The sequence below is a fragment of the Gordonia sp. SL306 genome (genome assembly GCF_026625785.1).
Lineage (GTDB): Bacteria > Actinomycetota > Actinomycetes > Mycobacteriales > Mycobacteriaceae > Gordonia.
The window spans coordinates 4,428,072-4,454,907 of sequence record NZ_CP113063.1 but is presented as its reverse complement, the minus strand read 5'-3'; the positions used below and the strand labels follow the sequence as shown (position 1 = coordinate 4,454,907).

The window sequence follows — 26,836 nt, the reverse complement described above, 5'->3', positions numbered from 1 at the left end:
ATGGACATGGAACTGATTATCAACACGCTGGACGGCTGGGCGCCAACCACTCGACTGTATCGGGTTGGCTTGCAGCACTACATCATTCAATGCCTCGATGTAGCTTCCGTCCAGGCAATGATGGCCCGCAGGATTCCCGAGGGAATCGAGAAGCCGACCACGATCCCCGCGCTGCCTGGTCCTACCTCGGTGTTCCGTGCGGATTTGGTGCGTACGCCGATCATGTCGTGGATTTCAGACCGGCCAGGCCAAGAGCCGCCGGCCGAGAGGCTGACCGTCGAGCAGACGGACACCGAGGTCACGTTCCTCGTCAACGGCGTCCGGTGGGGCGGGATGCGCCAGGAGCAGACCGGCGAAACGTTCACCGTCACCGCGATCGACGACAACGACGACCCCCTTGACGGACTCACCCCGTGGGCCGTCCTCGGCCCCGGCACCACTTTCGAGCAGGCCCTCGACCACATCGCCGCCCATGTGGTCACCTGACGGCCCCACCACGGCCGATACCGTCCGGCCTGGATGGTCACCGGCCGGACCCGATGCGCCTGCCCCGGAACCGACGGGTGGATGGCGGGTGTCCTACGAGGTGGCACTCGCCCCAGTCGGCCACGGCGACCTCGCGCTCGCCGCATACCCGCGGATGCCCGCCACCCTCAACCCGACCGGCGTCGGAGCGCTCACCCTCCCGGCGTACGCGCGCATCCCCGCCACCCTCAACCCGGCAGGTGCCGGTGCCGTCAACCTCGCCGCGACCGCGCGCATGGCCGCCACGATCCAGCCCACCGCGAGCGGCGCCGTCGCGCTCCCCGCGGCGCAGAAGTACTGGCCCGCATCGCTACCCATCACCGCGCAGGCGCTCCTATCCTGGGGGGCGCTCGCCCGAATGCCCGCAACCCTGCCGCTGGCCGCCACCGGAGCACTCGCCCTCGGCGCAGCATTCCCCACCACCGCAGCAGCCACCACCACCTACTCCACCGCAGGCGCCACCAACTACGCGATCCCCTGGTGGTGCCGCTACATCGACGTCGTACTCCTCGGTGCTGGCGGGGGTGGTGGTGGCCACGCCTTCGGCAGCATCTACGGCGGTCAAGGCGGCGAAGCTGGGGCCTGGCAAACCATCACCCTCGAACGTGGCGTCGACATCCCATGGACCGCAACGACCATCACCATCACCGTCGGCACCGCAGGCAGTGGCGGGAACGGCAACAACAACGGAACCGCGGGCGGTGCAACCACAGCGACCGCAGCCTCCATCACAGTCACCGCAACTGGTGGACCCGGAGGGCGCGGCACGGGCACATCGCCCTACGGCGCCCAAACCGCGGGTGCCAGCCCCGGCAGCACCACCTTCCAAGGGGTCACATACCCCGGCGGTACCGGCGGCACCACAACGTCGGGCAACGGCAACCCCGCCACCGCGCCAGGCGCAGGTGGTGGTGGCGGAAACTCCGGCGTCTTCGTCGGCACCAACACCGGCGGCGCCGGTTCCATCGGCAGAGCCTGGCTTCGGGCCCGGCAATAGAAAGAGGAGACACCATGAACGTGACCGCCACCAAGAACACCCTCGTGGACGCTTTCGCGGCCCTCGGCGCCCACATCGGACTCGCCACCGGCAGCCCCGGTACATCGGCCACACCCGCCAACGAGGCGACCGGAGGTAGCTACGCCCGGGTCGCCACCACGTGGGGCGCCGCATCGTCCGGTTCACGCACCGGCACAGCCGTCATCATCAACGCCGCCGCCGGTACGTACACCCACGGCTTCATCGCATCCGCGGCCACCGGCAACAACCAGATCGACAACGCTGCCCTGAGCCCGAACATCGTCCTCAACGCGGCCGGGCAGATCGTCGTCACTCCGACCCTGACGATCGTCTGATGGCACTCGACGCGTTTGACAGCGCGAGCCTGGTCGAGCTCGGAGTGTGGCCCGTCTACGTCGGCGTCACCGAGCAGCCCAGTCAGCGCGCCCAAATCTCCTACCGCCACGACGGCGACCAGATCGTCGGCTCGGCACGACTGCATGTCAGCGCAGGCACCTACACCCGCCTGTACTACTTCCACACCCCCAACGGGCCTGCCTCTGGTGGCGTCGTGGACATACCGCCACTCGTCATGCCCGACGACGGAATCGTCGACCTCGACCCGATCACCGTCTGACCCACTCCGCACAGCGAAACGCGCCCGTCCTCACATCGAGGGCGGGCGCGTTTTCGCGTTGGTACGTGCCCACATTCTGCCCACATTCACCACTCGAACAGGCTCCGATGGACTCGCAGGGGCGCACATCGTGCGAGTGATTATCTGCAGGTCAGAGGAAGATCACCGCGAATCTGCAAGCCAAACATGGTGCGCGAGGCGGGACTTGAACCCGCACGTCCTGAGACACTGGAACCTAAATCCAGCGCGTCTGCCAATTCCGCCACTCGCGCGTGTCGCCGGCCACACCGGCGCCTGCGTCAGAGTACCGCCCGTGAACCGATCATCGCTGGCCAGGTACCGTCGACGGTATGGAATCGGGCTCCTCCACCCCCAGGCGCCGGCACCGTCCGGCACTCATCGTCCTGGTGATCGTCGCGGCACTGGCGTGTCTCGCGCTGGCGTGGTGGCAGTGGGACCGGTACGAGTCCGCGTCGGGCACCGCCCAGAATCTCGGATACGCCCTGCAGTGGCCGGCGTTCGCCGTCGCCGTCATCTGGGCCTATCGGCGTTTCGTCGTCCTGGAAAGCGATCCGGAGGAGAAGGCCAAGATCGCTCCCGGAGCCAAAGGGGCGACTGAGATCCCGGCCGGCCTTCTGCCCGAGCGGCCCACCACTCCGAGCGCGTCGTCGCTGTCGTCGGCTCCGTCGGAGCACGACGATTCCGCGCTGGCCGAATACAACGCATACCTGACCGAACTCGGGCGGTCAGACGAATCTCTGTCGAGCAGTGAGGAACATCGCAGGTGACCGAAACAACCAGTACAACAACCGGCACACCCGTGGAGAAGGTCCGGCCCGCGTTGCTGCGCTACCGGGTCCTCGCCTGGATCACGGGCCTGTGGTTGCTCTTGCTGGTCGCCGAGCTGATCCTCAAGTACGGATTCGGTGTCGACGCGCTCGACTTCGTGCCGATCGTGCACGGCTGGGTCTACTTCGTCTACCTGATCGTCACCATCGATCTGGCGATCAAGGTTCGCTGGCCCCTCGGCAAGATCGTCGTCACCGCGATCGCGGGCACCATTCCGTTCCTGTCCTTCTACTTCGAGCACATCCGCACGAAGGAAGTGAAGGCGCAGTACAGCCTCTGACGCTCACGGCGGGCAAGGTGTGCCCGATCGACGAACTCCTGTGCCCGATCGACGAGGGGCGGTACCCGATCGGCGAGGTGTTCACGGGCTGATCGACAGCTCGTGGTGCGAGCGTCGGCACGGGTTCACCCCGGTCCGACCACATTGAACGGGTGCGCATCGTGCAGCTCGCCAACTTCTACGGGGCCCGGTCGGGTGGACTGCGCACCGCGATCGACCGCTGGGGCGCCGGGTACGTGGCCGACGGTCACGAGGTGATCCTGGTGGTTCCCGGCGTCGACGACCACGCCGAGACCCTTCCCAGCGGGGTCCGGCGGATTTCGGTGAGCGCGCCACGCCTCCCGTTATCGGGCGGCTACCGTGTCGCACCGGCCAGGCGGGTGGCCGACATCCTCGGCCATCTCCGTCCCGACGCACTCGAGGTGTCGGATCGCCTCACCCTTCGCGGTTTCGGCCGATGGGCGCGCCGGCGCGACATCCACTCGACGATGGTGTCGCACGAGCGGCTCGACCGACTGCTCACGATGACCATGCCCGGCCCGTTGGCGCGCGCACTCGCCGACGAGGCGAACCGAAGAACCGCCGGCTCCTTCGACACCGTGGTGTGCACCACGGGCTTCGCGGCCGCCGAGTTCGACCGCATCGGCGCGACCAACGTCGAACACGCTCCCCTCGGCGTCGACCTCGACGTCTTCGACCCACGTCACGCCGATCCCGCCGTCGGCGCCCGGTTCGCCGACCACACGACCACGTTGATCACCCACTGCGGGCGCCTGTCGCCGGAGAAGCGGGCCGATCGCAGCATCGCGGCGATCGCACGGTTGCACGAGGCACGCCGCAAGGTGCATCTCGTCGTCGCGGGCGACGGACCTCGACGACCCGCATTACAACGAGCGGCGCGCGATCTACCGGTCACGTTCCTGGGGCATGTCGCCGATCGTGGCCAGGTCGCCGCGTTGCTCGCCACCACCGAGATCTCCCTGGCGCCCGGCCCGCACGAGACCTTCTGCCTGTCGGCGCTCGAGTCCCTGGCATCGGGGACGCCGGTGGTCGCCTCGACGTCGTCGGCGGTGGCAAGCATGGTCGACGCGAGTTGTGGTGCGCTGGCGGCCAATTCGCCCGCCGCATTCGCCGACGCCATCGAGCAGGTGCTGACTCTGCCACGACCAGAGCGCGAATCGGCTGCGCGGCGGCGGGCTTCCGGATACCGCTGGCCCGACTCGATCGCCCGCATGCTGGCCGTCCACCGAGGCTGACGGCCGACGTTCTGTCAGCGCGCGGCGAGCTCCCGGAGTGCGGGAACCAACTGTGCCAGGGCCTTACCGCGATGGCTGAGCGCGTCCTTGTCCGCGCCCGACAACTCACCCGATGAGCGCCCCCCTGCCAGGTCGTCGTCCGGCACGAACAACGGGTCGTAGCCGAAGCCGTTGTCCCCGCGCGGCGCTCGCAACATCCTGCCCCGCCATTCACCGCGCGTGACCGTCTGCTCCCCCGACGGCTCGACCAGTGCGCATGCCGACACGAACGCCGCCCCACGACGATCGTCGGGAACGTCGTGGATCTGCGCCAGAAGGAGATCGTTGTTGGCCTGGTCGTCGCCGTGGCGGCCGCACCAGCGCGCCGACAGGACGCCCGGCATCCCGTTCAACGCGTCCACTGCCAGACCGGAATCATCTGCAAGACAAGCGAATCCGGTTGCGCGTGCACCAGCCACGGCCTTGATGAGCGCATTCTCCTCGAAGGTCGCACCGGTTTCGGGCTCCTCCGGGTACTCGGGCACGGCGTCGAGGCCGACAACGTCGATCCCGGTGATCCCCGCGGCATCCAGCACGCGCCGAAGTTCGGCCAGCTTCTTGGCGTTACGGCTGGCGACGAGGACGGTCGTCATTGCTTCGAACCGGGCAGCTCGCCCGGGTACGGCTGCGCCAAGACGTCGCGCTGCGCCGCGAAGAGCTGCTCGGTCCCGAGCATCGCCACGTCGAGCAGCTTGTCCAGGGTGGCGCGCGGGAACGTCGCGCCCTCGCCCGTCCCCTGCACCTCCACGAGGGTGCCGGCGTCGGTGGCGACCACATTCATGTCGACCTCCGCCCGCGAATCCTCTTCGTAGGGAAGGTCGAGCCGGACACGACCGTCGACGACACCCACGCTGACCGCCGCGATCATGCACGACAACGGTTGCGGGTCCTTGAGCCGCTCGGCGGCACCCAGCCACGTGACGGCGTCGGCAAGTGCCACGTAGGCGCCGGTGATCGCTGCTGTCCGGGTCCCCCCGTCGGCCTGCAGGACGTCGCAGTCGATGGCGATGGTGTTCTCGCCCAGCGCCGCCAGATCGATGCACGCGCGCAACGAGCGTCCGACGAGCCGGCTGATCTCGTGGGTCCGCCCGCCGATCTTGCCCTTGACCGATTCGCGACGCGAACGCTCGTGCGTCGACGACGGGAGCATCGCGTACTCGGCGGTCAGCCAGCCCAGACCCGAACCACGACGCCAGGGCGGTACGCCTTCGGTCACGCTGGCCGTGCACATCACCCGGGTCTGGCCGAACTCGACGAGCACGGAGCCCGCCGGATGGCTCGTGAACCCGCGGGTGAAGGTGATCGGTCGCAGTTCGTCGTCGGTCCTGCCGTCAGCTCGTGTCGTCACGATCCCAACTGTAACTATCCGTCTGACGGGTGATCGATCGGCCTGCCGGCGGAGGAAGGTCTCAGGGGACGAGATCGAAAACCTGTCCGGGCCGTACCAGGTCGACCGGTCCGGAGAACGTCGAGCGTGCCTCGCTCAGGATGGCCTCCGCGTCGAACCACGGCGCGAGATGCGTCAATGCCAGCGACCGCACACCGGCCTTGGTGGCGATCTGACCGGCCTCATACCCCGAGAGATGCAGGTTGGGCGGTCGCTCGTCCGGTGCATGGGTCCAGGTCGCCTCGCACAGGAAGATATCGGCGCCGGCGGCCACGTCGACGACCTCGTCGCACATCGCGGTGTCGCCGCTATAAGCGATCACCTGCCCGTCGGGGCCGGTGAGGCGCATTCCGAAGGTCTCGGGCGGATGGTTGACCTTTGTCGGGACGATCTCCACACCGTCCAGCAACTCCGGGACACCGTCCTGCCACTCGACGATGTCGAAGGTGTCCGAGATGTCGTCGATGTCACCGGGGATCTCCGCGGACGCAGCGCCCACCCGCAGCGCGGTACCGGGCGGGCCGTACAGCCGGGCGCGACAGGGCGCCGGGCACGGTGCATACCGCCGCCACACCAGCATCGCGGGCAGGTCGAGGCAGTGGTCGGCGTGCAGATGGCTGAGGACGACGTCGACATCGACGGGATCGACCACCTTCTGGAGCTCGCCGAGGACGCCGGGACCGCAATCGATCAGCACCGGACGGCGGCCTTCGGTCGACAGCAGATATCCGGAGCAGGCGGCGCCAGGGCCGCCCACACTTCCGGAACATCCGAGGACCGTCAGACGCATATGCCCTACTGTGCCACGCTGTCGTCGGATAGAGACCAGGTACGGGTCACAACTGGCCAACGACTGTTCAGAAGAGCGATGCGGCGATCAGAGATGCTGTACCTGACCGATCGCCGGACCGAGGAAACGGCTGGACAGGCGGGCGAAGAACTCGGGATCGCCAGTGGACCGGAACTCCCGGACGGCGTCACGGTCGGAGTGCGGGTGCAGATGATCGCGCTCCGTCAGCACCCGGAACAGATCCTTGGCCGTCTCCTCCGCACTGGACACCAGGGTGACCTGATCGCCCATCGCCAACTGGATGACGCCAGACAGCAACGGATAGTGCGTACACCCCAGGACGACCGTGTCGACGTCGGCCTCCTGCAGGGGTTCGAGGTAGCCCTGCGCGAGACCGAGGATCTGCCTGCCGCTGGTGATGCCCCGTTCGACGAAGTCGACGAACCGCGGGCAGGCCACCGCCGTGATCTCCGCGTCTCGGGCCGCCGCGAACGAATCCTGGTAGGCGCGTGAGGCGATGGTCGCCTCGGTGCCGATCACCCCGATGCGTCCGGTCTTGGTCGCCACCACCGCGCGGCGGACCGCGGGAAGGATCACCTCGACGACCGGGATCGGCGCATAGCGCTCCCGGGCGTCGCGCAGACACGCTGCCGAGGCCGTATTGCAGGCGATCACAATTGCTTTCACGCCTCGTTCGGCGAGATCGTCGCCGATGGTGAGGGCGTGTCGCCGGATATCGGGGATGGCGAGCGGGCCATACGGGCCGTTGGCGGTGTCACCGATGTAGATGACGTCCTCGTCGGGGAGGAGATCGATGATCGCGCGCGCCACCGTCAATCCGCCCACGCCGGAGTCGAAGATGCCGATGGGGGCCGTCGGATCCCCCAGCCCGGCTGCGACCTGGGCGCGACTGTCGCCGTTGTTGTTCGCCGCTATGACGACACCCCCGGGAACTGGGGCGTGCCGGCCTTGACCTTGCGACGGCGGTCCCGGTCGGCCAGGAACCAGGCCGCGAGCACCCCTCCGAGCGCACCGAACAGGTGCCCCTGCCAGGAGACGCCCGGATTACCCGGCAGCACGCCCCACAGGATCGACCCGTAGACCAGGAACAGGACGGCTCCGGCGAGTATCTGCCACAGGTCCCTGTTGAACAGTCCACGGATGAGCAGGTACGTCAGCCAGCCGAAGATGATCCCGGATGCGCCAACCGTCGGCGTGTACGCCGGTCCGAACAGCCACACGCCCACCCCGGACACCACCCAGACGATCAGCGTGACGAGGACGAAGCGCCTCGTCAGCAACAGGAGGAATCCGAGGATGAGCCCGGGGATGAGATTCCCGATGAGATGCGCCCAGTCGACGTGCAGAAACGGCGCCCAGAGGATGCCGTCGAGGCCGTCGACCTGACGTGGCACGATACCCGCGTCGTCGAGCCGGTAATCGGTCGCCGCGTCGATCGCCTCGATCACGAACAACAGCACGGCGATCGCGGCCATGATCAGCGCCGAACGCTGCCAGAGGGGGCGCGGTGTGGGCCGTGCGGGTGCCGGATTGGCTGTCATCTGCGTCCTCGTCGGTGGTGGTCTCGATACGTCGGCTCGCTCCGCTCGCCGACTACTCGACCAGCAGTGAGGCCAGTGGTCTCCAGACCTGCGGGGTCATGCCCAGAGCTGGCCTTCAAGCGCCTGCTCTGCCTGCTCCAGGCTACCTTCGTAGGCTCCGGTGCTCAGATACTTCCACCCCGCATCGGGGATGACCAGGCCGATGTCGGCGCGTTGGCCGTTCTTCATCGCACCCCGGCCGACTCCGCGTGCGGCCTGCAGGATCGCTCCGGTGGAGATACCGGCGAAGATCCCCTCGGCGTCGATGAGCTCGCGTACCCGGGCCACGGCGTCGACGCCCTGGACGGAGAACCGCCGGGTGAGCACCGAGTCGTCATAGAGCTCGGGCACAAAGCCCTCGTCGATGTTACGCAGGCCGTAGACCTCGTCGCCGTAACGCGGCTCGGCGGCGACGATCTCGATCTCGGGGTTCTGCTCACGCAGGTAGCGACCGACACCCATGAGGGTGCCCGTGGTGCCGAGCCCCGCCACGAAGTGGGTGATCTCCGGCAAGTCCGCGAACAGCTCTGGCCCGGTTCCCTCGTAGTGGGCGAGCATGTTGGCCTCATTGCCGTACTGGTAGAGCATCACCCAGTCGGGATGCTCGGCTGCGAGATCTTTCGCCATCGCGACCGCGGTATTGGAGCCACCGGCCGCAGGCGACGAGATGACCTGCGCGCCAAACATCTTCAACAGCGACCGGCGTTCCTCCGAGGTGTTCTCGGGCATGACGCAGATCAGCTGATAACCCTTCAGCTTGGCAGCCATCGCCAAGCTGATCCCGGTGTTGCCGCTGGTCGGTTCGAGGATGATCGATCCGGGCGCCAACAACCCGTCACGCTCGGCCTGCTCGATCATCCGCAACGCGGGACGGTCCTTGATGGAACCGGTCGGATTACGGTCCTCGAGTTTGGCCCACAAACGCACATGCGGACCGTCGGCCGTCTCGTCCCAGCGTGGCGACAGTCGCTGCAGCCCGATCAGGGGCGTGTGCCCCACCGAGTCGATGAGCGACGTGTAGCGAGCCACCGAGACCTATCCGCCCGCGACGGCGGGCAGGATCGTCACATCGTCGCCGTCGCCGATCGTCGTGTCGAGGCCGCCGGAGAACCGCACGTCCTCGTCGTTGACATAGATGTTGACGAAGCGGTGCAACTTGCCGTCGGCGACGAGTCGTTCCTTGATCCCGGGGTTGGCCGACTCCAGATTGTCGATGACCTCGGAGAGGGTCGCCCCCGACGCCTCGACCCGCTTCTCACCACCCGTGTGTGTACGCAGGATGGTCGGGATGGACACGGTTACCGCCATGGGTCAGCTCCTGATCTCTATCTGCTCTTCGGTCACCACACCATCGACGATGCGATAGCTGCGGATCTCTGCGTTGTCGGCGTCCCGGGTGGACACCAGCACGTAATGGGCGTTCGGTTCGCTTGCATACGAGATGTCGGTGCGGCTCGGGTAGGCCTCGGTCGCGGTGTGCGAGTGATAGATCACCACCGGCTCCTCGTCGAGGCGATCCATCTCCCGCCACACCTTCAGCTGCTCACCCGAATCGAAACGGTAAAAGGTCGGCGAGCGCTCGGCGTTGACCATCGCCACGAACCGCTCGGGGCGATCGGACCCCTCGGGCCCGGCGATGATCCCGCACGCCTCGTCCGGGTGATCGGCGCGAGCGTGCGCCACCATCGCATCGACCAATCCCTGACCGATCGTCAGCACTTCGTCCCACCTCTCATCACGCTCGGCGACAACGTCGGCCCGGCTGTCGCTATTCCGGGCCCGCACCTGACCCAGATCACACGAACCGCGCGGCCCAACGCAAATATCGGTGTCGAGGGGCGGCATCGGTCTCAGTCGGTCACTCGAAAAGCGGATGGCAGCACCTCGCGGTAGGTCGGTAGCCCCGCCACCGGGGTCGCGGCCAGCACCGCACCGACGATCGCCCGCGCCACCACGTCCGCCGCAGCCCGGCAGACCTCCGCGAGCAACGCCACACCAGGGTTCATGCCCACCGGAACGTCCGGCTGATCGGGAAGGACTGCGCCCGTCGACACCGCGAAGACGGTGTCCCCGTCCAGCGGTGAATGTGCAGGCACAATCGATCGTGCGATGCCGTCGTGACCGGCCATCGCGACCCGCCGGGTCGACGCCGGATCAAGGACCGCGTCGGTGGCCACCAGCCCGATGGTCGTGTTGAGCACCGTCTGCTTGGCGACCAGGTCGGCATGGTCGGCGACATGACGCTCCGACGGTCGCCGTAGACCGAACCGCTGGAGATCGGAATCTGTTGCTGACCAAGGTAATCCGGTTTTCTCGTCGATCACCGAACCGACCGGGTTGACCACCATGAGAGCACCGACCGTCACCCCGGCGGCCGGCCCGTTCTCGATCAGGATCGCCGCAGTCCCCACACCGCCCTTGAGGGCCCCGGCCCGCGCCCCGGCCCCCGCACCGACGCTGCCCACCTCGAGATCGGTCGTCGCCGACGACAACGCAGCCCGACCGAACGCGGCGTCCGGTCGGTTCTCCCACGCGCCCACCGGGAGGTCGAAGATCACCGCGCCCGGCACAATCGGCACCACGTGACCGAGGTCGTCCATCCGCAGGCCGACCCCCGCGGACTCCAGACCCGACATCACCCCGTCGGCAGCCGCCAGTCCGTACGCGCTGCCACCGGTGAGCACGATGGCGTGTGCGGTCTGAACGGTGTTGACGGGATCGAGCAGATCGGTCTCCCGAGTACCCGGTCCACCGCCGCGCACGTCCACCGCACATATCGCGTTCGGGCCGGAGATCCGGATGACCGTGACGCCCGTCGCCCAGCCGCTGCCCTCGCGGGCGGCGTCGGGGTCGGCGAGCACCGCATCCGGATCGATCCGGTGGTGATGGCCCACCTCGATGCCTGCGACGTCGGTGATCCGGTCACCCGACGGGGCGATCACGGCAACGATTCCACGAGGAGTTCCTGCATCACCGTGAGCCAGTGGTAGACGTCGAGATGCGCAGCATGTGGATGGTCCGGGGGCAGCTGGTCCGGGGTGTCCTCGGAGATGCCGAGCATCGCACCGAGCGCGAGCCGGACGTCGTTGAGCGCAGTCAGCCATTCCATCGCCTGATCCTCGGTGAGGGCCAGGTCGCCGCCGCCGTTCGGCAGCGTGTCGAGCACCACCTGTGCGGCCGCCATCTTCGCGTCGATGATGTGGGGCTCGTGAACGCTGCGGAGGGCACTGTTGACGTCCCCGTTGACGACGTCGGCGGTGAGTTCCCGATCTTGATCGGGCCGGTGGAAGTCGGGCAGCAGACGGCCGAGGGTGGCATCGCCGGGTGCTGCGGAGTGTCCGGTACGGATACCGGTGAGATCGGAGAGCTCGTCGCGAGGCGCGGTGGACTCGCGTTCGGAGAGCAACTCCCTCAGCGAGGTCACCATCGACACCAGCAGTTCGACCTCGTGCACGTCGAGGTTGGAGCAGATACGCATCGAGGGGCCACGGCCCTTGCGCTTCCAGGTACGCACGTGTTGCCAGGTCCCCGTTCAGGCATCCCGCTGCATGGTGGCCCACAGGCCCGCCGCATGCAGCTTCCGGACGTCGGACTCCACCTTGTCGCGCGCACCGGCCGACACCACGGCCTTGCCCTCGTTGTGGACCTGCATCATGAGCTGGTTGGCCCGGGACTCGGAGTAGCCGAAGATCTTCTGGAACACAAAGGTGACATACCTCATGAGGTTGACCGGATCGTCCCAGACGATCGTCACCCAGGGCCGGTCGAGGGCGGTCGCGCCGTCGGCGACGCCGGGATCGGCAACCGCGGTACCGCCGGGCGTGGATTCCCCGTCGCCACGCTCGCCGAGGAATCTCCCGTCGCTACGCTCGCCGAGGAATTTCCCGTCGCTACGCTCGCCGAGGAATTTCCCGTCGCTACGCTCGCCGAGCCTTCTCCCGTCGCTTCGCCCGCCCGGGGTAGCCTCGTGCGCACGAGTTTCGTCAGGCGCCATAGGACCAAGGGTAAGCGATTGTGACCATCGACAACACCGCGCTGCTGACCGATCAGTACGAACTGACCATGGTCTCGGCCGCGTTGCACCACCCTGTCGCGCACCGTCCGTGCGTGTTCGAGGTGTTCGCCAGGCGGCTGCCCGACGGTCGCCGCTACGGCGTGGTGGCAGGCACGGGACGGCTCATGGACGAGCTCGCCGGATTCCGCTTCGGCGACGAGGAGCTCGCGGTGGTGAGCCGGTTCCTCGACGCCGACACCGTCGACTGGCTACGCGATTACCGGTTCTCCGGGGACATCGACGGCTACCGCGAAGGCGAACTCTATTTCCCGGGATCCCCGATCCTGACCGTCCGCGCGAGCTTCGCCGAGGGCGTCCTGCTCGAGACGCTGGTCCTCTCGATCCTCAACCATGACAGTGCGATCGCGTCCGCGGCGGCCCGGATGGTCAGCGCCGCCGCATCACGCCCGATCATCGAGATGGGTTCCCGCCGCACGCACGAGCGGGCCGCGGTGTCGAGCGCCCGCGCCGCCTATCTGGCCGGTGTCGCCGCGACCTCCAATCTCGAGGCGGCCCGCACCTACGGGGTGCCGAGTGCCGGCACCGCCGCACATGCCTTCACCCTCGGCTTCGCCGGACCGGACGGCCCCGACGAGAAGGCCGCGTTCGCTGCCCAGATCGCGGTCCTCGGGACCGGCACCACCCTCTTGGTCGACACCTACGACATCACCCAGGGCGTCCGGAATGCGATCGAGGTCGCAGGCCCCGAACTCGGCGGCGTCCGGATCGACTCCGGCGACCTCGGTGTTCTCGCCCGCCAGGTCCGCGAACAGCTCGACGACCTCGGTGCGACCGACACCAAGATCGTCGTGTCGGGCGATCTCGACGAGTACGCCATCGCGTCGCTGCGCGCCGAGCCGGTGGACACCTACGGCGTCGGCACCTCGCTGGTCACCGGCAGCGGGGCCCCCACCGCAGGCATGATCTACAAGCTGGTCGAGGTCGACGGGATTCCGGTCGCCAAGCGTTCGAGCCACAAGGAGTCCAAGGGCGGGGCCAAATCCGCGATGCGAGCGGCTCGTCCCAGCGGCACCATCGTGGAGGAGATCGTGTATCGCGCGACCGACGATCCGCCGCCGACCGACGGCCTGTCCGTTCGGCCACTGCAGATCCCGCTGGTGCGGGGAGGCGATCGGTTGGATGGTCTACCCGCACTCGGCGACGGCCGCACCCATCTCGGCGACGCACTGGTGAGTCTCCCGTGGGAGGGCCTCGGCCTGTCGCACGGCGACCCGGCGGTGCCCACCCGTTACCTGCTCGATTAGGAGTCGCGATGTCCGATCACGAACCCAAGGACCATGCGCTGATCGTGGTCGACGTGCAGAACGACTTCTGCGAGGGTGGCGCGCTCGGCGTCAACGGTGGTGCCGCGGTGGCCGCAGCACTCGGAACCATCGTGCACGACTACCGCACCGTCGTCGCGACACGCGACTATCACATCGACCCCGGCGATCATTTCTCCGACGATCCCGACTACGTCGACTCGTGGCCGCCGCACTGCCGCGTCGGCACGGACGGCGTCTGGTTCCACCCCTCCTTCGACGCATCGGTCGCCCAGGAGGTCTTCTCGAAGGGGCACTACAGCGCCGCGTACTCCGGATTCGAGGGGTCCGCCGATGACGGCACCGCCCTGGCGGATTGGCTGCGCGATCACGGGATCACACACGTCGACATCGTCGGGATCGCCACCGATCACTGCGTACGTGCGACGGCGCTCGATGCCGTGAGAGAAGGGTTCGAGACGCGCGTCCTGTTGAACTTCACCGCCGCCGTCGCCGCCACCACGGCGTCGAAAGCGCTGTCCGAGATGCGTTCGGCGGGAATCGATCTCACGGGCGATCTGCTGTACGACGGTTCCGCGCACATCGAATGACACCGTCCCTCATGACTCCGCACCACACGGCGTCGGACGCAATGGCACCGACCAAATGAGCTCCATTCCATCGGTCACCGCTCTGCTCGACACTGCGGTCACCGCCCTCGGCGGCAGCCGCCGTGACGGACAGGTCCGGATGGCCTCGGCAGTCGCCCACGCCATCGACACCGGGGAACATCTGGCGGTCCAGGCGGGCACCGGTACGGGCAAGTCGCTCGCCTATCTCGTCCCGGCGATCCGACACGCCGTCGAGTCCGGTCGCACGGTGGTGGTGTCGACCGCGACGATCGCACTGCAACGCCAGCTCATCGAACGGGACCTGCCGCGCCTGGCACCGGCACTCACCGGATCCCTGCACCGGGAGCCGACCTTCGCGATCCTCAAGGGTCGAGGAAACTATCTGTGCCTCAACAAGATCCACAGCGGGACCGCAGAGGAACCGGCCACCGAACTCTTCGACGCGTTCGAACTGTCGCGCACCGGCCGGGAGGTCACCCGGCTCCGCGAGTGGACGTCGGACACCGAGACGGGCGACCGCGACGACCTCTCCCCCGGTGTGTCCGATCGCTCGTGGCGCCAGGTGAGTGTGACGGCGCGCGAATGTCTCGGCGCCGCCAACTGCAGCTACGCCGACGACTGTTTCGCAGAACGATCCCGCCGCGCGGCCGGTCAGGTCGACGTCATCGTCACCAATCACGCACTGCTCGCCATCGACGCGATGAGCCCGGCCAGCATTCTGCCCGAACACGACGTGGTGGTGATCGACGAGGCACACGAGCTCGTCGACCGCATCACCTCGGTGTCCACCGCCGAGATCTCCGGCGCCGGGATCACCCTGGTCGCCCGACGGTGCGGCAAGCTCATCGACGACGAGACCACCGATGCATTGCTGGGTGCAGGCGAGAACCTCGACGGCCTGCTCGCCGAGTCGCCTGCCCGCGAGTGGATCCGGTTGCCATCGGGCATGGCCGAGGCCCTTGCCATGTTGCGTGATCGTCTGTGGCAGGCCCGCAATGCCATCGGACCGGTCCGGATGCCCGGCGCGAGCGACGATTCGGCCGCCGCCCGCTCGGCCGCGCTCACATCACTCGAGGACACCCACGACAGCGTGGTACGTCTCCTCGGCGCGTTCGACTCGCCCGACGAGGCGAAGCGGCGCGACGTGGTGTGGGTGGCACACGACAAGGTCGGACAGGACACCCGTGCGGTGCTCCGTATCGCACCACTGTCGGTCGGTGGTCTGCTGCGGGCGTCGCTGTTCGCCAAGGCGACGGTCATCCTGACTTCTGCGACGCTGACCGTCGGTGGCAACTTCGATGCGCTCGCCGCGACCTGGGGTCTGCCCGCTGCCGGCCGCCGTGACACCGACGGCGCCGACCCGTCGACCGAGGTGCCGACCGGCGACATCGACGCCATGGCGATCGGCAAGACCGCACCCGCCGACGACGCACCGCCACGCTGGACCGGCCTCGACGCGGGCTCACCGTTCGATTACCGGAAAGCGGCCATTCTCTACGTCGCGCGTCATCTGCCGCGACCGGGCCGGGATGCGATCGCCGATGTGACGCTCGACGAGCTCGCCGGTCTCGTCGACGCGGCAGGTGGACGCACCCTCGGGCTGTTCTCCTCGATGCGCGCGGCCCGGGAGGCCGCGGAAGCCATCCGGGGACGCACCCATCACCCGGTGCTCTGTCAGGGCGAGGACACCACATCCGCCTTGGTCCGCAGATTCGCCGACGATCCCGAGACGTGCCTGTTCGGGACCCTGTCGCTGTGGCAGGGTGTCGACGTCCCCGGGCCGTCGTGCAGCCTGGTGGTCATCGACCGCGTCCCGTTCCCCCGGCCCGACGATCCGCTGCTCACCGCACGCCAACGCGCCGTGGAGGCCCGGGGAGGCAACGGATTCCTCACGGTTGCGGCCAATCACGCCGCTCTGCTGCTCGCCCAGGGTGCGGGACGACTGCTGCGCTCCACGGATGATCGCGGTGTCGTCGCCGTTCTGGACTCCCGTTTGGCGACGGCCGGATACGGTGGGTATCTGCTTGCGTCGTTGCCGCCGTTCTGGCGTACGACCGATGGTGATCTGGTGCGTTCTGCGTTGGGCAGACTGGCCACGATCCCCTACGGTTGAGAACGGCAGCGATGCCGGCGTCGCCGCACCCGAGCGTGCGCCAGAGATCGCGGGGTCTGACGAGAGGAGGCCGCTGGTGATCGGGCGGATGGGGATCGACGATATCCAACCCCTGGTGTCTGCTGGGCAGCTGCCGGCGAAAGCCGTTGTCGGTGAGCTCATCCCGGTCAGCACCACCGCATGGCGCGAAGGACACGACGCGCTCGGCGTGACGTTGCGGGTGGACGGCCCGCAGCGGACCGGCCTCGACATCCGGATGCAACCGGCAGGCGAACCCGACGTGTTCAACGCCGCGTTCGTCCCCGACGCCGTCGGGTACTGGGTGTTTCGCATCGAGGCCTGGAGCGACCCGTACACCACGTGGCGGTCGGCCATCATCAAGAAGATCGACGCAGGCCAGGGCGCTGCCGATCTGGCGAATGATCTCGAGAGCGGCGTGCAGTTGCTCACCCGGGCACACGACGTGGTCCCGGTCGAGGCCCACGACACCCTCGACGACGCCATCCGGCTCCTGCAAGCGAGGCGACGGCGCATCGAGAACAGGGTGATCCTCGCCATCTCCGACGAGGTCGCCGAACTCCTCACCGAGCACCCGATCCGCGAACTGGTCACCAAGTCGCGGTCCTACCGTGTCTGGGTCGATCGTCGCCGCGCGCTCTTCGGCTCGTGGTACGAGTTCTTCCCCCGCTCCACCGGCGGATGGGACAGCGACGGCAATCCCGTCCACGGCACCTTTCTGACGGCCGTCGACGACCTGCCCCGGATCGCCGGGATGGGTTTCGATGTCGTGTACCTCCCGCCGATCCACCCGGTCGGCAAGGTCAATCGCAAGGGCCGCAACAACACATTGGTGGCGGGACCCGATGACGTGGGCTCACCGTGGGCGATCGGCTCCGTCGAGGGTGGGCACGACGCGATCAATCCTGCGCTCGGCACCGAGGAGGATTTCGCCTACTTCCTGGCGCGTGCCCGCGAACTCGATCTCGAGGTCGCCATCGATTTCGCTCTGCAATGCGCCCCGGACCATCCATGGGCCGCCGAACACCCCGAGTGGTTCACCACCCTGCCCGACGGCACCATCGCCTACGCGGAGAATCCGCCGAAGAAGTACCAGGACATCTATCCTCTGAACTTCGACAACGACCGCAACGGCCTCTATCGCGCGGTCCTCAAGATGACCTTGAAGTGGGTCGGACTGGGCGTCAAGATCTTTCGGGTCGACAACCCGCACACCAAGCCACCGAACTTCTGGGAGTGGCTGATCAACGAGGTGAAGAAGCGCGACCCCGACGTCCTGTTCCTGGCAGAGGCGTTCACCCGCCCGGCCCGGCTGTACGGCCTCGCCCGCATCGGGTTCACCCAGTCCTACACGTACTTCACCTGGAAGACGGCGAAGTGGGAACTCGAGGAGTTCGGCCGCGAGATCGCCGCCCACGCCGACGAGGCCCGCCCGAACCTGTTCGTCAACACCCCCGACATCCTGCACGCGAGCCTGCAGCACGGCGGCCCCGGGATGTTCGCCCTGCGCGCCGCGCTGGCCGCCACGCTGGCTCCGACGTGGGGTGTGTACAGCGGATACGAACTCTACGAACACATCGCGGTGACCGACGGCAGCGAGGAGTACCTCCACTCGGAGAAGTACGAGTTGAGGCCGCGCGACTACAAGGCCGCCTCCAGCCGGGGCGAATCACTCGAACCCTGGATCACCACGCTGAACGAGATCCGTCGGCGCCATCCGGCCCTGCAGCAGTTGCGCAACATCACCTTCCACCATCTCGACAATCCCGCGCTGATCGCCTATTCGAAGTTCGATCCCGTGTCCGGCGACCGCGTGATCGTCGTCATCAACCTCAATCCGTTCGGCACCGAGACCTCCACGCTGTGGCTCGACCTCCCCGCTCTCGGATACGACTGGCAAGACCGTTTCACCGTCCGCGACGAGGTGTCCGGCCACGAATTCCATTGGGGACAGGCCAATTACATCCAGCTCGAGCCGTGGCGGGCGGTGGCGCACATCCTCGCGTTACCCCCGCTCGACCCGTCCGCCGCCCGACGACTCGCCTACCGGATGCAGTGAGGTTGCCGTGACCAAGACGACCAAGAGCCCCGAACCCTATGCCTCCGACCATGATCTGCGCAGGCTGTTCAGCCTGACGCATCCGGACCCGCACTCGTTCCTCGGCGCGCACGAGACCGATGACGGCTGGACCATCCTGCGCACCCTGAGACCGGACGCCACCGCCGTCGTCGCGGTGATCGGCCAGGCCGATCACCCGATGCAGCGCCAGAGTGACGACCTCTGGGTCGTCGCGGTGCCGATCACGGGACTGATCGATTATCGCTATCGAGTCTCGTACCCGGGTGGCGACGAGCATCTGGTGGCCGATGGATATCGCTTCCTGCCCAGTCTCGGTGAGGTCGACGTCCACCTCTTCTCCGAGGGCCGGCACGAATCCCTGTGGGACGTGCTCGGCGCCCGGGTGGTCTCGTACACGACACCGGACGGCGAGGTCCGCGGGACGGCGTTCTCGGTGTGGGCCCCTAACGCCCATGGCGTGGCCGTCATCGGCGACTTCGACAACTGGACCGGGCGCCAGACTCCGATGCGACAAATCGGCAGCAGCGGGATCTGGGAGGTGTTCGTCCCCGACGTCTCGGATGGCGAACGGTACAAGTTCCGGGTCCACGGTGCGGACGGCGTGGTCCGTGACAAGGCCGACCCGATGGCCCGGCGGACACATACGGCGCCGTCGACGGTGTCGGTGGTCAGCGAGTCCACCTACTCGTGGACCGACGGCGACTGGATCGCCCGTCGTGCGCAAGGGTCACCCATCGACGAGCCGATGAGCGTCTACGAGGTACACATCGCCTCGTGGCGAGTCGATCTCTCCTATCGGGAACTCGCCTCCGAGCTCGGCGACTACCTCGTCGAGAAGGGGTTCACCCACGTCGAGTTCCTCCCGGTTGCCGAGCATCCGTTCGGCGGGTCCTGGGGGTATCAGGTCACGTCGTATTACGCACCCACCGCGCGTTTCGGTTCGCCCGACGACTTCCGATACCTCGTCGACCATCTGCACTCGTTGGGCATCGGCGTCATCGTCGACTGGGTCCCCGCCCACTTCCCCAAAGACGACTGGGCCCTGGCCCGCTTCGACGGCACTGCCCTCTACGAGCACGCCGATCCGATGCGCGGCGAGCAATTGGACTGGGGCACTCTGGTCTTCGACTTCGGGCGCCGCGAGGTCCGTAACTTTCTGGTGGCCAACGCGCTGTACTGGTTCGCGGAGTTCCACATCGACGGACTTCGCGTCGACGCGGTCGCCTCCATGCTGTACCTGGACTACTCGCGTCCCGCCGGGCAATGGCGCCCGAACGTCTACGGCGGCCGCGAGAACCTCGAGGCCGTGCAGTTCCTCCAGGAGACGAACGCGACTGTGCACAAACACTTCCCCGGCGTGGTCACCATCGCCGAGGAGTCCACGGCCTGGCCTGGCGTGACCCAGATGACCACGCTCGGCGGTCTCGGATTCACCTTCAAATGGAACATGGGCTGGATGCACGACACGCTCGGCTACCTGTCCCGCGATCAGATCCACCGCAGTTTCCACCATCACGAGATCACCTTCTCGTTGATGTATGCGTGGAGTGAGAACTTCGTGCTGCCGATCTCGCACGACGAGGTCGTCCACGGGAAGGGCACGTTGTGGAGCCGGATGCCCGGCGACTCATTCACCAAGGCGTGCGGAGTCCGCGTGCTGCTCGCCTACATGTGGTCCCATCCCGGCAAGCAGCTGCTGTTCATGGGTCAGGAGTTCGGGCAGACCGGCGAGTGGGCCGACAACCGAAGTCTGGACTGGCACCAGCTCCAGGGCTGGGAAGGTGAATTGCACTCCGGGATATCGGCATTGGTGTCCGATCTCAATCGCGTCTATCGGGAGACCCCGGCGCTCTACAGCCAGGATGCCACTCCGGACGGGTACTCGTGGATCGATGCCAACGACACCGCGAACAATGTCATCAGCTTCCTGCGCCACGGCGCCGACGGCTCGGTCATGGCCTGCCTGTTCAACTTCTCCGGCTCCGATCGCGAGAGCTACCGCGTCGGTCTGCCCCGGCAAGGGACCTGGGACGAGGTCCTCAACACCGACTCGGCGGCCTACAGCGGCGGGGGCAAGGGCAATCTCGGGCAGGTCGTCGCCGACGGGCCCGGCTGGCACGGCCGCGAGAGCTCTGCGACCGTGATGCTCCCGGCCAACTCCGCCGTCTTCCTCGCTCCCGCCACGTCGTCGAGCTGACGCCGAGCGGGCACAGAATCGCGCCGATCGGGCGCAGAAACGTGCCGATCGGGCGCAGATGCCCGGCGAGCGTGCTCAACACACGCTGCGCGGTGCCCACTCGACGAAAATCTGTGCCCGCTCGACGGACGATCAGAAGAGTGCGCTGGCCAGCTTGCGGCGCGCGGCCACCACGAACGGTTCCGCGGGATCGAAGAGCTCGAACAATTCGAGAAGACGGGTCCGTGCTCGCGTGCGCTCATCACCCGACGTCACCCGGATGACACCGACGATCCGGTCGAAGGCATCCTCGGGCCGCTGCGCGAGCAGCAACACATCGGCGGCGGCCAGCTGGGCATCGACGTCGGCCGGTGCCGCCGTGTCGACGATCGTCGGATCGTGGGCCTGTGCGCGGAGCACGAACTCGAGGTTCCGGGCAGCCGACGCCGCCTCGATGTTGTCGGGTTCGGCCTCGGTGATCGCCCGATAATCAGCGAGGGCACCCTCGAAATCACCGGCGTTCAATTTGTCCTCCGCCGCCACCATGCGTGGGTCGTCGGGCTCCGGCTCGACCTCACCGGCCTCACCGCCCGGCAGTGCGTCGCCGAGCTGATCGAGGATCTCCCCCACCCACTGCGAGATCTCTGCCTCGGATCGCACTCCGTTGAACGCGGCCACCGGCTGCCCCTGGGCGATCGCCACGACCATCGGGATCGATTGGACCCGGAATGCCTGGGCGATGCGCGGGTTTGCGTCGACGTCGATCTTGGCGAGTACCCAGGAACCCTGTGCGCGCGCCGCCAGCGACTCGAGCACCGGCGAGAGCTGCTTGCAGGGCCCGCACCACTCGGCCCACAGATCGACGAGAACCAGCTGGTGCTGCGACCGACCGAGTACCTCGGTCTCGAAGTTCTCGTCGGTGACGTCGATGACTGCGCCGCCGGAGAGGTCGGGACCGCCGCCGTCCGGAGAGCTACCGTCCGGAGCGTTGCCGCCCGGTCCGTCCTGCGGGGCTTCCGGTGTTCGGGAGGCCGGTGAGGGCCGTCCCGACTGCTGCCGCTGCGCGTCGGCGCGTTCCTTGAGGGCCGACAGGTCGACCGCACCCGACATCGCTACCGCGGCAGCTTGTTGCCGTGCGGCCGCAGCGGCCGCCTGCTGCCGATTCGTTGGTCTGCTCACCCCTCTAGTGTGTCATGCCGCCCGACCGCCGACCTCCGCCGTCACCCGCCGGCGCGCGTACCACCCCGGCCGCCGCGGCGGCGAAGACGAGAGCTGCGATCGCGATGATCAATCCGACGGACAGACTGCTCCGGCTGCTGATGAACCCGACGACCGCCGGTCCCGCCAGCATGCCCAGATAGCCGCAGCCGACGACCATGGAGATCGCCCGTCCGCTCGAAGCCGTCGTGAGGTTTCCGGCGGCGGTGAAGATCTGCGGGATCAATCCGGCGAGGCCGACGCCGAAGACGGTCCACCCTGCGATCGCCCAGCCCGCCGACGGCGCGAGGACCGCGAGCAGCATGCCGGTCATCCCGATCAGGGCACCCCAGCGGATCACCGCAACCGGGCCGACCCGCGCCGCGACCGCGTCGACACCGAATCGGGCCACCGTCATCGCCGCACTGAACGCGCCGAAGGCGATGGCACCGATCGATTCGCGGGTACCGAACGTCTCGACGACGTGCAGCGCACTCCAGTCGTATGCGGTGCCCTCGGCGAGCATCAGTGCGAACGCCACCGCAGCCAGCAACGCCAGCCGTCGCAGGTCGACGCCGGTCCACCACCGCCGTCGATCAGCGTCGTCCGATTCTGCGGCGTGCCGCACAGGTTCCGGCTCGTGGTGTTCCCGCGGCAGCAGTCCGGGGGCCGCACACGCGACGACCACCAGGCCGACCACGCCCGCGGCGGCGACGGTGGCGAGGACCCCTGCGTCGAGCCACAGGGTCGCCGCGACGACACCGGAACCGATCAGGCTCCCGACAGAGAAGAAGCCGTGGAACGACGACATGATCGGACGGCCGTACCGGCGCTCGACCTGGACCGCCTGGGCATTCATCGAGACGTCGAGAGCACCGTTGGCGAATCCGAATCCGGCGAGTGCCGCGGCCAGCGTTGCGCCGTTGACAGCACTCACCGGTGCGAGGATGACGACCGACAGCACAGCGGCCGCCACGGCGGTGCTCGGACGCGAACCCCATCTGTCGATCATTGGTCCGCAGACCTGCATCCCGACGAACGCCGATGCCCCCAGGAGCAAGAGCAGGCCGCCGAGTTGATCGTGCGAGACGCCGGTGCGTTCGGTGATCACCGGGATGTGGGCCACCCACATCGCGGCGAGAAAACCGTTCAGCGAGAAGACGGCGACGACGGACCCGCGGGCCCGTCGCTCGGTGGCCGCGACCTCGATCTCGCGCTGCGCCCCCCGACGAGGAGCAGTCACGCGAGATGCCGGTCGACCCGCTCGACCTTGCCGGTCAGTTCGCCGGTGTGGCCCGGCCGAATGTCCGCCTTGAGGACCAGGCCCACGCGCGGGGCGTGTTCGGCGACGGCGTCGGTGGCTTGTTTGACCACGGCCATCACGTCATCCCAGTCGCCCTCGAGGTAGGTGAACATCGCCGTCGTCTGATGCGGCAGACCCGACTCACGGACGACTCGCACCGCCGCAGCGACGGCCTTGCTCATCCCGCCGTCGTCGCCGACGGCACCGCCCCCCGAGGGCGTCAGGCTGAACGCGACGATCATGACAGCACCGTACTCAGGCGGCCAGCTGCTCGGAGGCCGGCTCGTCGGAGAGCTCCGCGAGGTGGCCGTTGCGCTGCGCCCACCATTCGAACACCAGCGTGCCGAACGGCGGGATGCTGGACACGAGCGCCAGGACGGTGACCCCGACACTCCAGCGCAGCTGCACGGCGGTGATCAGCGAGACGATGACGAAGAGAACGAAGACGATGCCGTGCACCATGCCCGGGACCGCAACCGCTTCGGTGTGCCCCAGCACCCACTTGAAGAACATCGCGATCAACAGCGCCAGCCAGGTGATCGCCTCGAGGACCGCGACGAATCGGAAGCGCTTGGCCGGGGTGCTGAGATCGAAGAATTGCGACATGGTCCCCATTGTGCCGAATCGGACAGAATTCTACGACCAGGTGTAGTAGAAGTCTCCTCGTGCGGCTCGACTCAGCTCTTCGGGACCCGCACGATCAGCGCGTCACCCTGTCCGCCGGCGCCACACAGCGCGGCCGCGCCGATTCCACCGCCACGACGCTGCAGCTCCAGAGCGAGATGCAGCGTGATCCGAGCGCCGGACGTCCCGATCGGGTGCCCGACGGCGATCGCGCCGCCGTTGACATTGATGATCGACGGATCGATCCCGAGTTGCGCGGTCGAGGCGAGCCCGACCGCGGCGAAGGCCTCGTTGATCTCGACGAGGTCGAGGTCGGCCGGCGAGATCCCGGCGCGCGCACACGCCTTCTCGATGGCATTGGCGGGTTGCGCCTGCAGCGACGAGTCTGGGCCCGCCACCACGCCGTGCGGACCGATCTCGGCGAGCCACGTGACGCCGAGCTCGGTCGCCTTGGCCTTGCTCATGACGACAACGGCGGCCGCACCGTCGGAGATCTGCGACGAGTTGCCCGCGGTGATGGTGCCGTCCTTGCGGAACGCGGGGCGCAGACCGGCGAGCGAATCGGCCGTCGTGTCCGCGCGCACGCCCTCGTCCTCGGCGAACGAGATCGGGTCACCCTTGCGCTGCGGGATACTGACCGGCACCACCTCATCGGTGAACACGCCGTTCTTCCACGCGATCGCGGCACGCTGGTGGCTCTGCGCGGCGAACTCGTCCTGCTGCGCCCGCGAGAATCCGCGGGTCACGTCGGCGGCCGCATCGGCTGCGACATCGTTGCCCTGCTCGGTCAGGGCACCCATCGGCTGATCGGTGAAGGCATCCCACAGGCCGTCGAAGGCCATGTGGTCGACCAACTCCGTGTTGCCGTATTTGAAGCCACCGCGGCTACCCGGCAGCAGGTGCGGTGCCTGTGTCATGGACTCCTGGCCACCGGCGACCACGACGTCGAACTCGCCTGCGCGGATCATCTGATCGGCGAGCGCGATCGCGTCGATCCCGGAGAGACACATCTTGTTGATCGTCAGCGTCGGGACATCCCAGCCGATGCCCGCCTTGATCGCGGCCTGTCGCGCCGGCATCTGACCGGCGCCCGCGGTGAGCACCTGCCCCATGATCACGTACTCGACCTCCGAGGCCGGTACGCCCGACTTCGCCAGGGCGCCCTCGATGGCGACGGCGCCCAGGTCCACTCCGCTGAAGTCCTTCAACGACCCCATCAGGCGGCCGAACGGCGTCCGTGCTCCCGCGACGATGACCGTCGAGGACTGTTCGGTGTTCGTGGACATGGGACCTCCAGGATCTCCGGTGACGGCGGGCAGACCGAGCGCCCGCTCTGTGCGCTTGTACATCCAACGCTACCGTTGGTGCATGACCACCTCTGCAACAGACCCCGCAACCGTCTCGGCCACCGAGCTCATCTCGGACCTCGTCGTCGCGATCGATCACGTCGGCATCGCGGTCCCCGATCTCGACGCCGCGAAGGAGTGGTACCTGACCCACCTCGGATTCGAGACCCTCCACCAGGAGACGAACACCGACCAAGGCGTGATCGAGGCGATGGTCGGCCCACACAGCGCGGCCGAGTCCGGCGGTGCCGTGATCCAGCTGCTGGCCCCGCTCAACGACGACTCCACCATCGCGAAGTTCCTCGACCGCAACGGACCGGGCCTGCAGCAGCTGGCCGTCCGGGTCACCGATGTCGACGCGGTGAGCGCACGCCTGACCGACGCCGGAGTGCGTGTCCTGTACCCCGAGCCACGGCGTGGCACGGCCGACTCGCGGATCAACTTCGTGCACCCCAAGGATGCGGGCGGCGTGCTCCTCGAGCTGGTCGAGCCTGCGACGGATTCCACAGGTCACTGACATTTCCCACTGAGATAGACTGTGCCGCATGTCAGCTCCCGCACCGCGGCAACTCCCGTTCGCGATCGTCATGCGCGGCTTCGACCGCGAGCAGGTTGCCGAGCATCTGCAGCGAATGGACGCCGAGCTGCGTGTGCTCGCGGCGGACCGGGATGCGGCCACCGCCAACGCCCACGAACTCGCCGCACATCTCGAAGAAGCACGCGACGAGATCGAGGAGTTGCGCCGCGAGGTCGACAAACTCTCGGTGCCCCCGACCACCGCCCAAGGGATGAGCGAGCGGCTCGGCCGGATGCTCCAGCTGGCCTCCGACGAGGCGTCGGAGATCCGTGCCGATGCCGCCGCCGAGGCGGCCGAGACGACCTCGATCGCCCGGCAGGAGGCCGCCGGCCTGCGCGACGATGCCCACGCCGACGCCGAGCGCATCCGCGAGGACGCGGAGGACAAAGCGAAGAAGCTGATCGACGAAGCCGAGGAACGCGCACGTCAGGCACGTGAGAAGGCCGACGCCCTTGCCGCGCAGGCCGCCGAGGAGGCCGAAGAGGCCAGCACCCTGATCACCGAGCGCACGGCGGCGATGGAGGCCGAGCACAAGGAGACGATGAGCGCGGCACGCGACGAGGCGCGCCGGATCGTCACCAAGGCCAAGGGCGAGGCCGCCGAACTCGAGCTGCAGAGCACGCGTGCGCGCCAGGCCGAACGCGAGCGCCACGACGCCGAACTGGCCGCGCAGCGTGACCGCGCACGCCACGAGGCCCAGCGGACGAAGGACACGGCACAAGAGATCGCCACCGAGCGCCTGGCCCGTTCCCGTGAACTCGCGAACAAGGCCGACCTCGCCCGCAAGCAGGTCGTCGAGCAGCTCGACCGGGTCCGCGAGCAGTTGGCCAAGGTGCCCGAGCAACTGGCCGAACGCCACAAGGACCTCGCCGAACTCACCGATTCCGACGATCTCGAACTGCTCAATCGCGCACTCTCCTCGCAGTCCCAGATCAAGCGACCGGGCGCGGCAAACGCCGGCGGCACCAACGGATCGTCAGCGGCGCCGACCTCGAATGTCGCCGGCGGCCAGTCCAAGAACCAGACCGCGAACAACCAGACCGCCAAGAACCAGACCGCGAAGAACCAGACTGCGAACAAATAGTCCCACCGC

General features: G+C 67.8%; 30 protein-coding genes and 1 tRNA gene. 14 read left to right on the top strand and 17 right to left on the bottom strand.

From position 1 onward, the window contains the following. From OVA31_RS20375 to OVA31_RS20360, 4 genes are all read left to right on the top strand, one after another. The gene (locus OVA31_RS20375) at positions 1-486 is read left to right on the top strand and encodes a hypothetical protein (RefSeq protein ID WP_267628395.1); all 486 of its coding nucleotides are present in this window, start codon (positions 1-3) and stop codon (positions 484-486) included. A gap of 88 nt (positions 487-574) precedes the next feature. Beyond that, positions 575-1,522, top strand: a complete 948-nt coding sequence (locus OVA31_RS20370; protein WP_267628394.1) for a glycine-rich domain-containing protein — start codon at positions 575-577, stop codon at positions 1,520-1,522. 14 nt (positions 1,523-1,536) lie between these two features. After that, positions 1,537-1,878, top strand: coding sequence for a phage tail fiber protein (locus OVA31_RS20365; RefSeq protein ID WP_267628393.1), 342 nt, complete (start codon positions 1,537-1,539; stop codon positions 1,876-1,878). Beyond that, positions 1,878-2,159 (top strand): hypothetical protein, encoded by a 282-nt coding sequence (locus tag OVA31_RS20360; RefSeq protein WP_267628392.1) that lies wholly within the window; start codon positions 1,878-1,880, stop codon positions 2,157-2,159. The genes OVA31_RS20365 and OVA31_RS20360 overlap by 1 nt, the downstream gene beginning before the upstream one ends. 187 nt (positions 2,160-2,346) lie before the next feature. On the opposite strand, the gene OVA31_RS20355 is transcribed toward OVA31_RS20360, so the two are convergent. Then, positions 2,347-2,431, bottom strand: a tRNA-Leu gene (locus OVA31_RS20355). Positions 2,432-2,509: 78 nt separating this feature from the next. On the opposite strand from OVA31_RS20355, the gene OVA31_RS20350 reads away from it, so the two are divergent. The 3 genes from OVA31_RS20350 (at position 2,510) to OVA31_RS20340 (ending at position 4,544) form a co-directional block, all read left to right on the top strand. Next, complete coding sequence (locus OVA31_RS20350; protein WP_164306575.1) at positions 2,510-2,947, top strand: transcriptional regulator; 438 nt, start codon at positions 2,510-2,512, stop codon at positions 2,945-2,947. Then, positions 2,944-3,288 carry a DUF3817 domain-containing protein gene (locus tag OVA31_RS20345; RefSeq protein WP_267628391.1) on the top strand — a complete coding sequence of 115 codons (345 nt, stop codon included), beginning with the start codon at positions 2,944-2,946 and terminating at the stop codon, positions 3,286-3,288. Before OVA31_RS20350 ends, OVA31_RS20345 begins: the two co-directional genes overlap by 4 nt. A 152-nt stretch (positions 3,289-3,440) precedes the next feature. After that, positions 3,441-4,544, top strand: coding sequence for a glycosyltransferase (locus OVA31_RS20340; protein WP_267628390.1), 1,104 nt, complete (start codon positions 3,441-3,443; stop codon positions 4,542-4,544). Between the two features lie 14 nt (positions 4,545-4,558). Here the strand turns inward: OVA31_RS20340 and rdgB are convergent, their stop codons facing one another. The 11 genes from rdgB to clpS all read right to left on the bottom strand — a co-directional run bounded on the left by rdgB (position 4,559) and on the right by clpS (position 12,115). After that, on the bottom strand, positions 4,559-5,176 hold the full coding sequence (gene rdgB / locus OVA31_RS20335) for an RdgB/HAM1 family non-canonical purine NTP pyrophosphatase (protein WP_267628389.1): 618 nt from the start codon (positions 5,174-5,176) through the stop codon (positions 4,559-4,561). Next, entirely contained in the window at positions 5,173-5,931 is a 759-nt protein-coding gene (gene rph / locus OVA31_RS20330) for a ribonuclease PH (RefSeq protein ID WP_267628388.1), read from the bottom strand. The genes rdgB and rph overlap by 4 nt, the downstream gene beginning before the upstream one ends. Before the next feature lie 61 nt (positions 5,932-5,992). Beyond that, entirely contained in the window at positions 5,993-6,760 is a 768-nt protein-coding gene (locus tag OVA31_RS20325; RefSeq protein WP_164306570.1) for a cyclic nucleotide-degrading phosphodiesterase, read from the bottom strand. Between the two features lie 87 nt (positions 6,761-6,847). Continuing rightward, on the bottom strand, positions 6,848-7,648 hold the full coding sequence (murI, locus tag OVA31_RS20320) for a glutamate racemase (protein WP_267631625.1): 801 nt from the start codon (positions 7,646-7,648) through the stop codon (positions 6,848-6,850). 44 nt (positions 7,649-7,692) lie between these two features. After that, on the bottom strand, positions 7,693-8,322 hold the full coding sequence (locus OVA31_RS20315; protein ID WP_164306569.1) for a rhomboid family intramembrane serine protease: 630 nt from the start codon (positions 8,320-8,322) through the stop codon (positions 7,693-7,695). Between the two features lie 96 nt (positions 8,323-8,418). Next, entirely contained in the window at positions 8,419-9,390 is a 972-nt protein-coding gene (locus OVA31_RS20310; RefSeq protein ID WP_267628387.1) for a PLP-dependent cysteine synthase family protein, read from the bottom strand. 6 nt (positions 9,391-9,396) lie between these two features. After that, positions 9,397-9,669: a MoaD/ThiS family protein gene (locus OVA31_RS20305; RefSeq protein WP_164306567.1), complete on the bottom strand. Its 273-nt coding sequence runs from the start codon at positions 9,667-9,669 to the stop codon at positions 9,397-9,399. 3 nt (positions 9,670-9,672) lie between these two features. After that, positions 9,673-10,080, bottom strand: coding sequence for a M67 family metallopeptidase (locus OVA31_RS20300; RefSeq protein ID WP_267628386.1), 408 nt, complete (start codon positions 10,078-10,080; stop codon positions 9,673-9,675). A 131-nt stretch (positions 10,081-10,211) separates the two neighbouring features. Continuing rightward, entirely contained in the window at positions 10,212-11,303 is a 1,092-nt protein-coding gene (locus OVA31_RS20295) for a P1 family peptidase (RefSeq protein ID WP_267628385.1), read from the bottom strand. Next, positions 11,300-11,875: a DUF2017 domain-containing protein gene (locus OVA31_RS20290; protein ID WP_267628384.1), complete on the bottom strand. Its 576-nt coding sequence runs from the start codon at positions 11,873-11,875 to the stop codon at positions 11,300-11,302. Before OVA31_RS20290 ends, OVA31_RS20295 begins: the two co-directional genes overlap by 4 nt. A gap of 18 nt (positions 11,876-11,893) precedes the next feature. After that, positions 11,894-12,115, bottom strand: coding sequence for an ATP-dependent Clp protease adapter ClpS (gene clpS / locus OVA31_RS20285; RefSeq protein WP_267631624.1), 222 nt, complete (start codon positions 12,113-12,115; stop codon positions 11,894-11,896). A 260-nt stretch (positions 12,116-12,375) separates the two neighbouring features. On the opposite strand from clpS, the gene OVA31_RS20280 reads away from it, so the two are divergent. From OVA31_RS20280 to glgB, 5 genes are all read left to right on the top strand, one after another. Next, complete coding sequence (locus OVA31_RS20280) at positions 12,376-13,680, top strand: nicotinate phosphoribosyltransferase (protein WP_267628383.1); 1,305 nt, start codon at positions 12,376-12,378, stop codon at positions 13,678-13,680. Positions 13,681-13,688: 8 nt separating this feature from the next. Continuing rightward, entirely contained in the window at positions 13,689-14,288 is a 600-nt protein-coding gene (locus tag OVA31_RS20275; RefSeq protein ID WP_267628382.1) for an isochorismatase family protein, read from the top strand. 55 nt (positions 14,289-14,343) lie between these two features. Continuing rightward, entirely contained in the window at positions 14,344-16,422 is a 2,079-nt protein-coding gene (locus tag OVA31_RS20270; RefSeq protein ID WP_267628381.1) for an ATP-dependent DNA helicase, read from the top strand. Between the two features lie 76 nt (positions 16,423-16,498). Further along, the gene (locus OVA31_RS20265) at positions 16,499-18,499 is read left to right on the top strand and encodes a maltotransferase domain-containing protein (RefSeq protein ID WP_267628380.1); all 2,001 of its coding nucleotides are present in this window, start codon (positions 16,499-16,501) and stop codon (positions 18,497-18,499) included. A 7-nt stretch (positions 18,500-18,506) separates the two neighbouring features. Beyond that, complete coding sequence (glgB, locus tag OVA31_RS20260) at positions 18,507-20,717, top strand: 1,4-alpha-glucan branching protein GlgB (protein WP_267628379.1); 2,211 nt, start codon at positions 18,507-18,509, stop codon at positions 20,715-20,717. A gap of 132 nt (positions 20,718-20,849) precedes the next feature. On the opposite strand, the gene OVA31_RS20255 is transcribed toward glgB, so the two are convergent. The 5 genes from OVA31_RS20255 to OVA31_RS20235 form a co-directional block, all read right to left on the bottom strand. Continuing rightward, positions 20,850-21,875, bottom strand: coding sequence for a tetratricopeptide repeat protein (locus OVA31_RS20255; RefSeq protein WP_420714092.1), 1,026 nt, complete (start codon positions 21,873-21,875; stop codon positions 20,850-20,852). Positions 21,876-21,879: 4 nt separating this feature from the next. Further along, complete coding sequence (locus OVA31_RS20250; RefSeq protein ID WP_420714224.1) at positions 21,880-23,025, bottom strand: MFS transporter; 1,146 nt, start codon at positions 23,023-23,025, stop codon at positions 21,880-21,882. A gap of 107 nt (positions 23,026-23,132) precedes the next feature. Continuing rightward, the gene (locus tag OVA31_RS20245; RefSeq protein ID WP_267628377.1) at positions 23,133-23,438 is read right to left on the bottom strand and encodes a thiamine-binding protein; all 306 of its coding nucleotides are present in this window, start codon (positions 23,436-23,438) and stop codon (positions 23,133-23,135) included. Positions 23,439-23,451: 13 nt separating this feature from the next. Beyond that, positions 23,452-23,811, bottom strand: a complete 360-nt coding sequence (locus OVA31_RS20240) for a DUF3817 domain-containing protein (protein WP_267628376.1) — start codon at positions 23,809-23,811, stop codon at positions 23,452-23,454. A gap of 62 nt (positions 23,812-23,873) precedes the next feature. Then, entirely contained in the window at positions 23,874-25,106 is a 1,233-nt protein-coding gene (locus OVA31_RS20235; protein WP_267628375.1) for an acetyl-CoA C-acetyltransferase, read from the bottom strand. A gap of 82 nt (positions 25,107-25,188) precedes the next feature. Here OVA31_RS20235 and mce point away from each other — a divergent pair, with 82 nt between their 5' ends. Continuing rightward, complete coding sequence (mce, locus tag OVA31_RS20230) at positions 25,189-25,683, top strand: methylmalonyl-CoA epimerase (RefSeq protein WP_267628373.1); 495 nt, start codon at positions 25,189-25,191, stop codon at positions 25,681-25,683. Between the two features lie 28 nt (positions 25,684-25,711). After that, positions 25,712-26,827 carry a hypothetical protein gene (locus OVA31_RS20225; protein WP_267628372.1) on the top strand — a complete coding sequence of 372 codons (1,116 nt, stop codon included), beginning with the start codon at positions 25,712-25,714 and terminating at the stop codon, positions 26,825-26,827. Positions 26,828-26,836 lie beyond the last annotated feature (9 nt).

Coding starts and splice junctions, on each gene's coding strand:
- OVA31_RS20375 (WP_267628395.1), top strand. CDS start 1: ATGGACATGGAACTGATTATCAACACGCTGGACGGCTGGGCGCCAACC.
- OVA31_RS20365 (WP_267628393.1), top strand. CDS start 1,537: ATGAACGTGACCGCCACCAAGAACACCCTCGTGGACGCTTTCGCGGCC.
- OVA31_RS20360 (WP_267628392.1), top strand. CDS start 1,878: ATGGCACTCGACGCGTTTGACAGCGCGAGCCTGGTCGAGCTCGGAGTG.
- OVA31_RS20350 (WP_164306575.1), top strand. CDS start 2,510: ATGGAATCGGGCTCCTCCACCCCCAGGCGCCGGCACCGTCCGGCACTC.
- rdgB (WP_267628389.1), bottom strand. CDS start 5,176: ATGACGACCGTCCTCGTCGCCAGCCGTAACGCCAAGAAGCTGGCCGAA.
- OVA31_RS20325 (WP_164306570.1), bottom strand. CDS start 6,760: ATGCGTCTGACGGTCCTCGGATGTTCCGGAAGTGTGGGCGGCCCTGGC.
- OVA31_RS20315 (WP_164306569.1), bottom strand. CDS start 8,322: ATGACAGCCAATCCGGCACCCGCACGGCCCACACCGCGCCCCCTCTGG.
- OVA31_RS20305 (WP_164306567.1), bottom strand. CDS start 9,669: ATGGCGGTAACCGTGTCCATCCCGACCATCCTGCGTACACACACGGGT.
- OVA31_RS20275 (WP_267628382.1), top strand. CDS start 13,689: ATGTCCGATCACGAACCCAAGGACCATGCGCTGATCGTGGTCGACGTG.
- OVA31_RS20270 (WP_267628381.1), top strand. CDS start 14,344: ATGAGCTCCATTCCATCGGTCACCGCTCTGCTCGACACTGCGGTCACC.
- OVA31_RS20250 (WP_420714224.1), bottom strand. CDS start 23,025: ATGTGGGTGGCCCACATCCCGGTGATCACCGAACGCACCGGCGTCTCG.
- OVA31_RS20245 (WP_267628377.1), bottom strand. CDS start 23,438: ATGATCGTCGCGTTCAGCCTGACGCCCTCGGGGGGCGGTGCCGTCGGC.
- OVA31_RS20240 (WP_267628376.1), bottom strand. CDS start 23,811: ATGGGGACCATGTCGCAATTCTTCGATCTCAGCACCCCGGCCAAGCGC.
- OVA31_RS20235 (WP_267628375.1), bottom strand. CDS start 25,106: ATGTCCACGAACACCGAACAGTCCTCGACGGTCATCGTCGCGGGAGCA.
- mce (WP_267628373.1), top strand. CDS start 25,189: ATGACCACCTCTGCAACAGACCCCGCAACCGTCTCGGCCACCGAGCTC.
- OVA31_RS20225 (WP_267628372.1), top strand. CDS start 25,712: ATGTCAGCTCCCGCACCGCGGCAACTCCCGTTCGCGATCGTCATGCGC.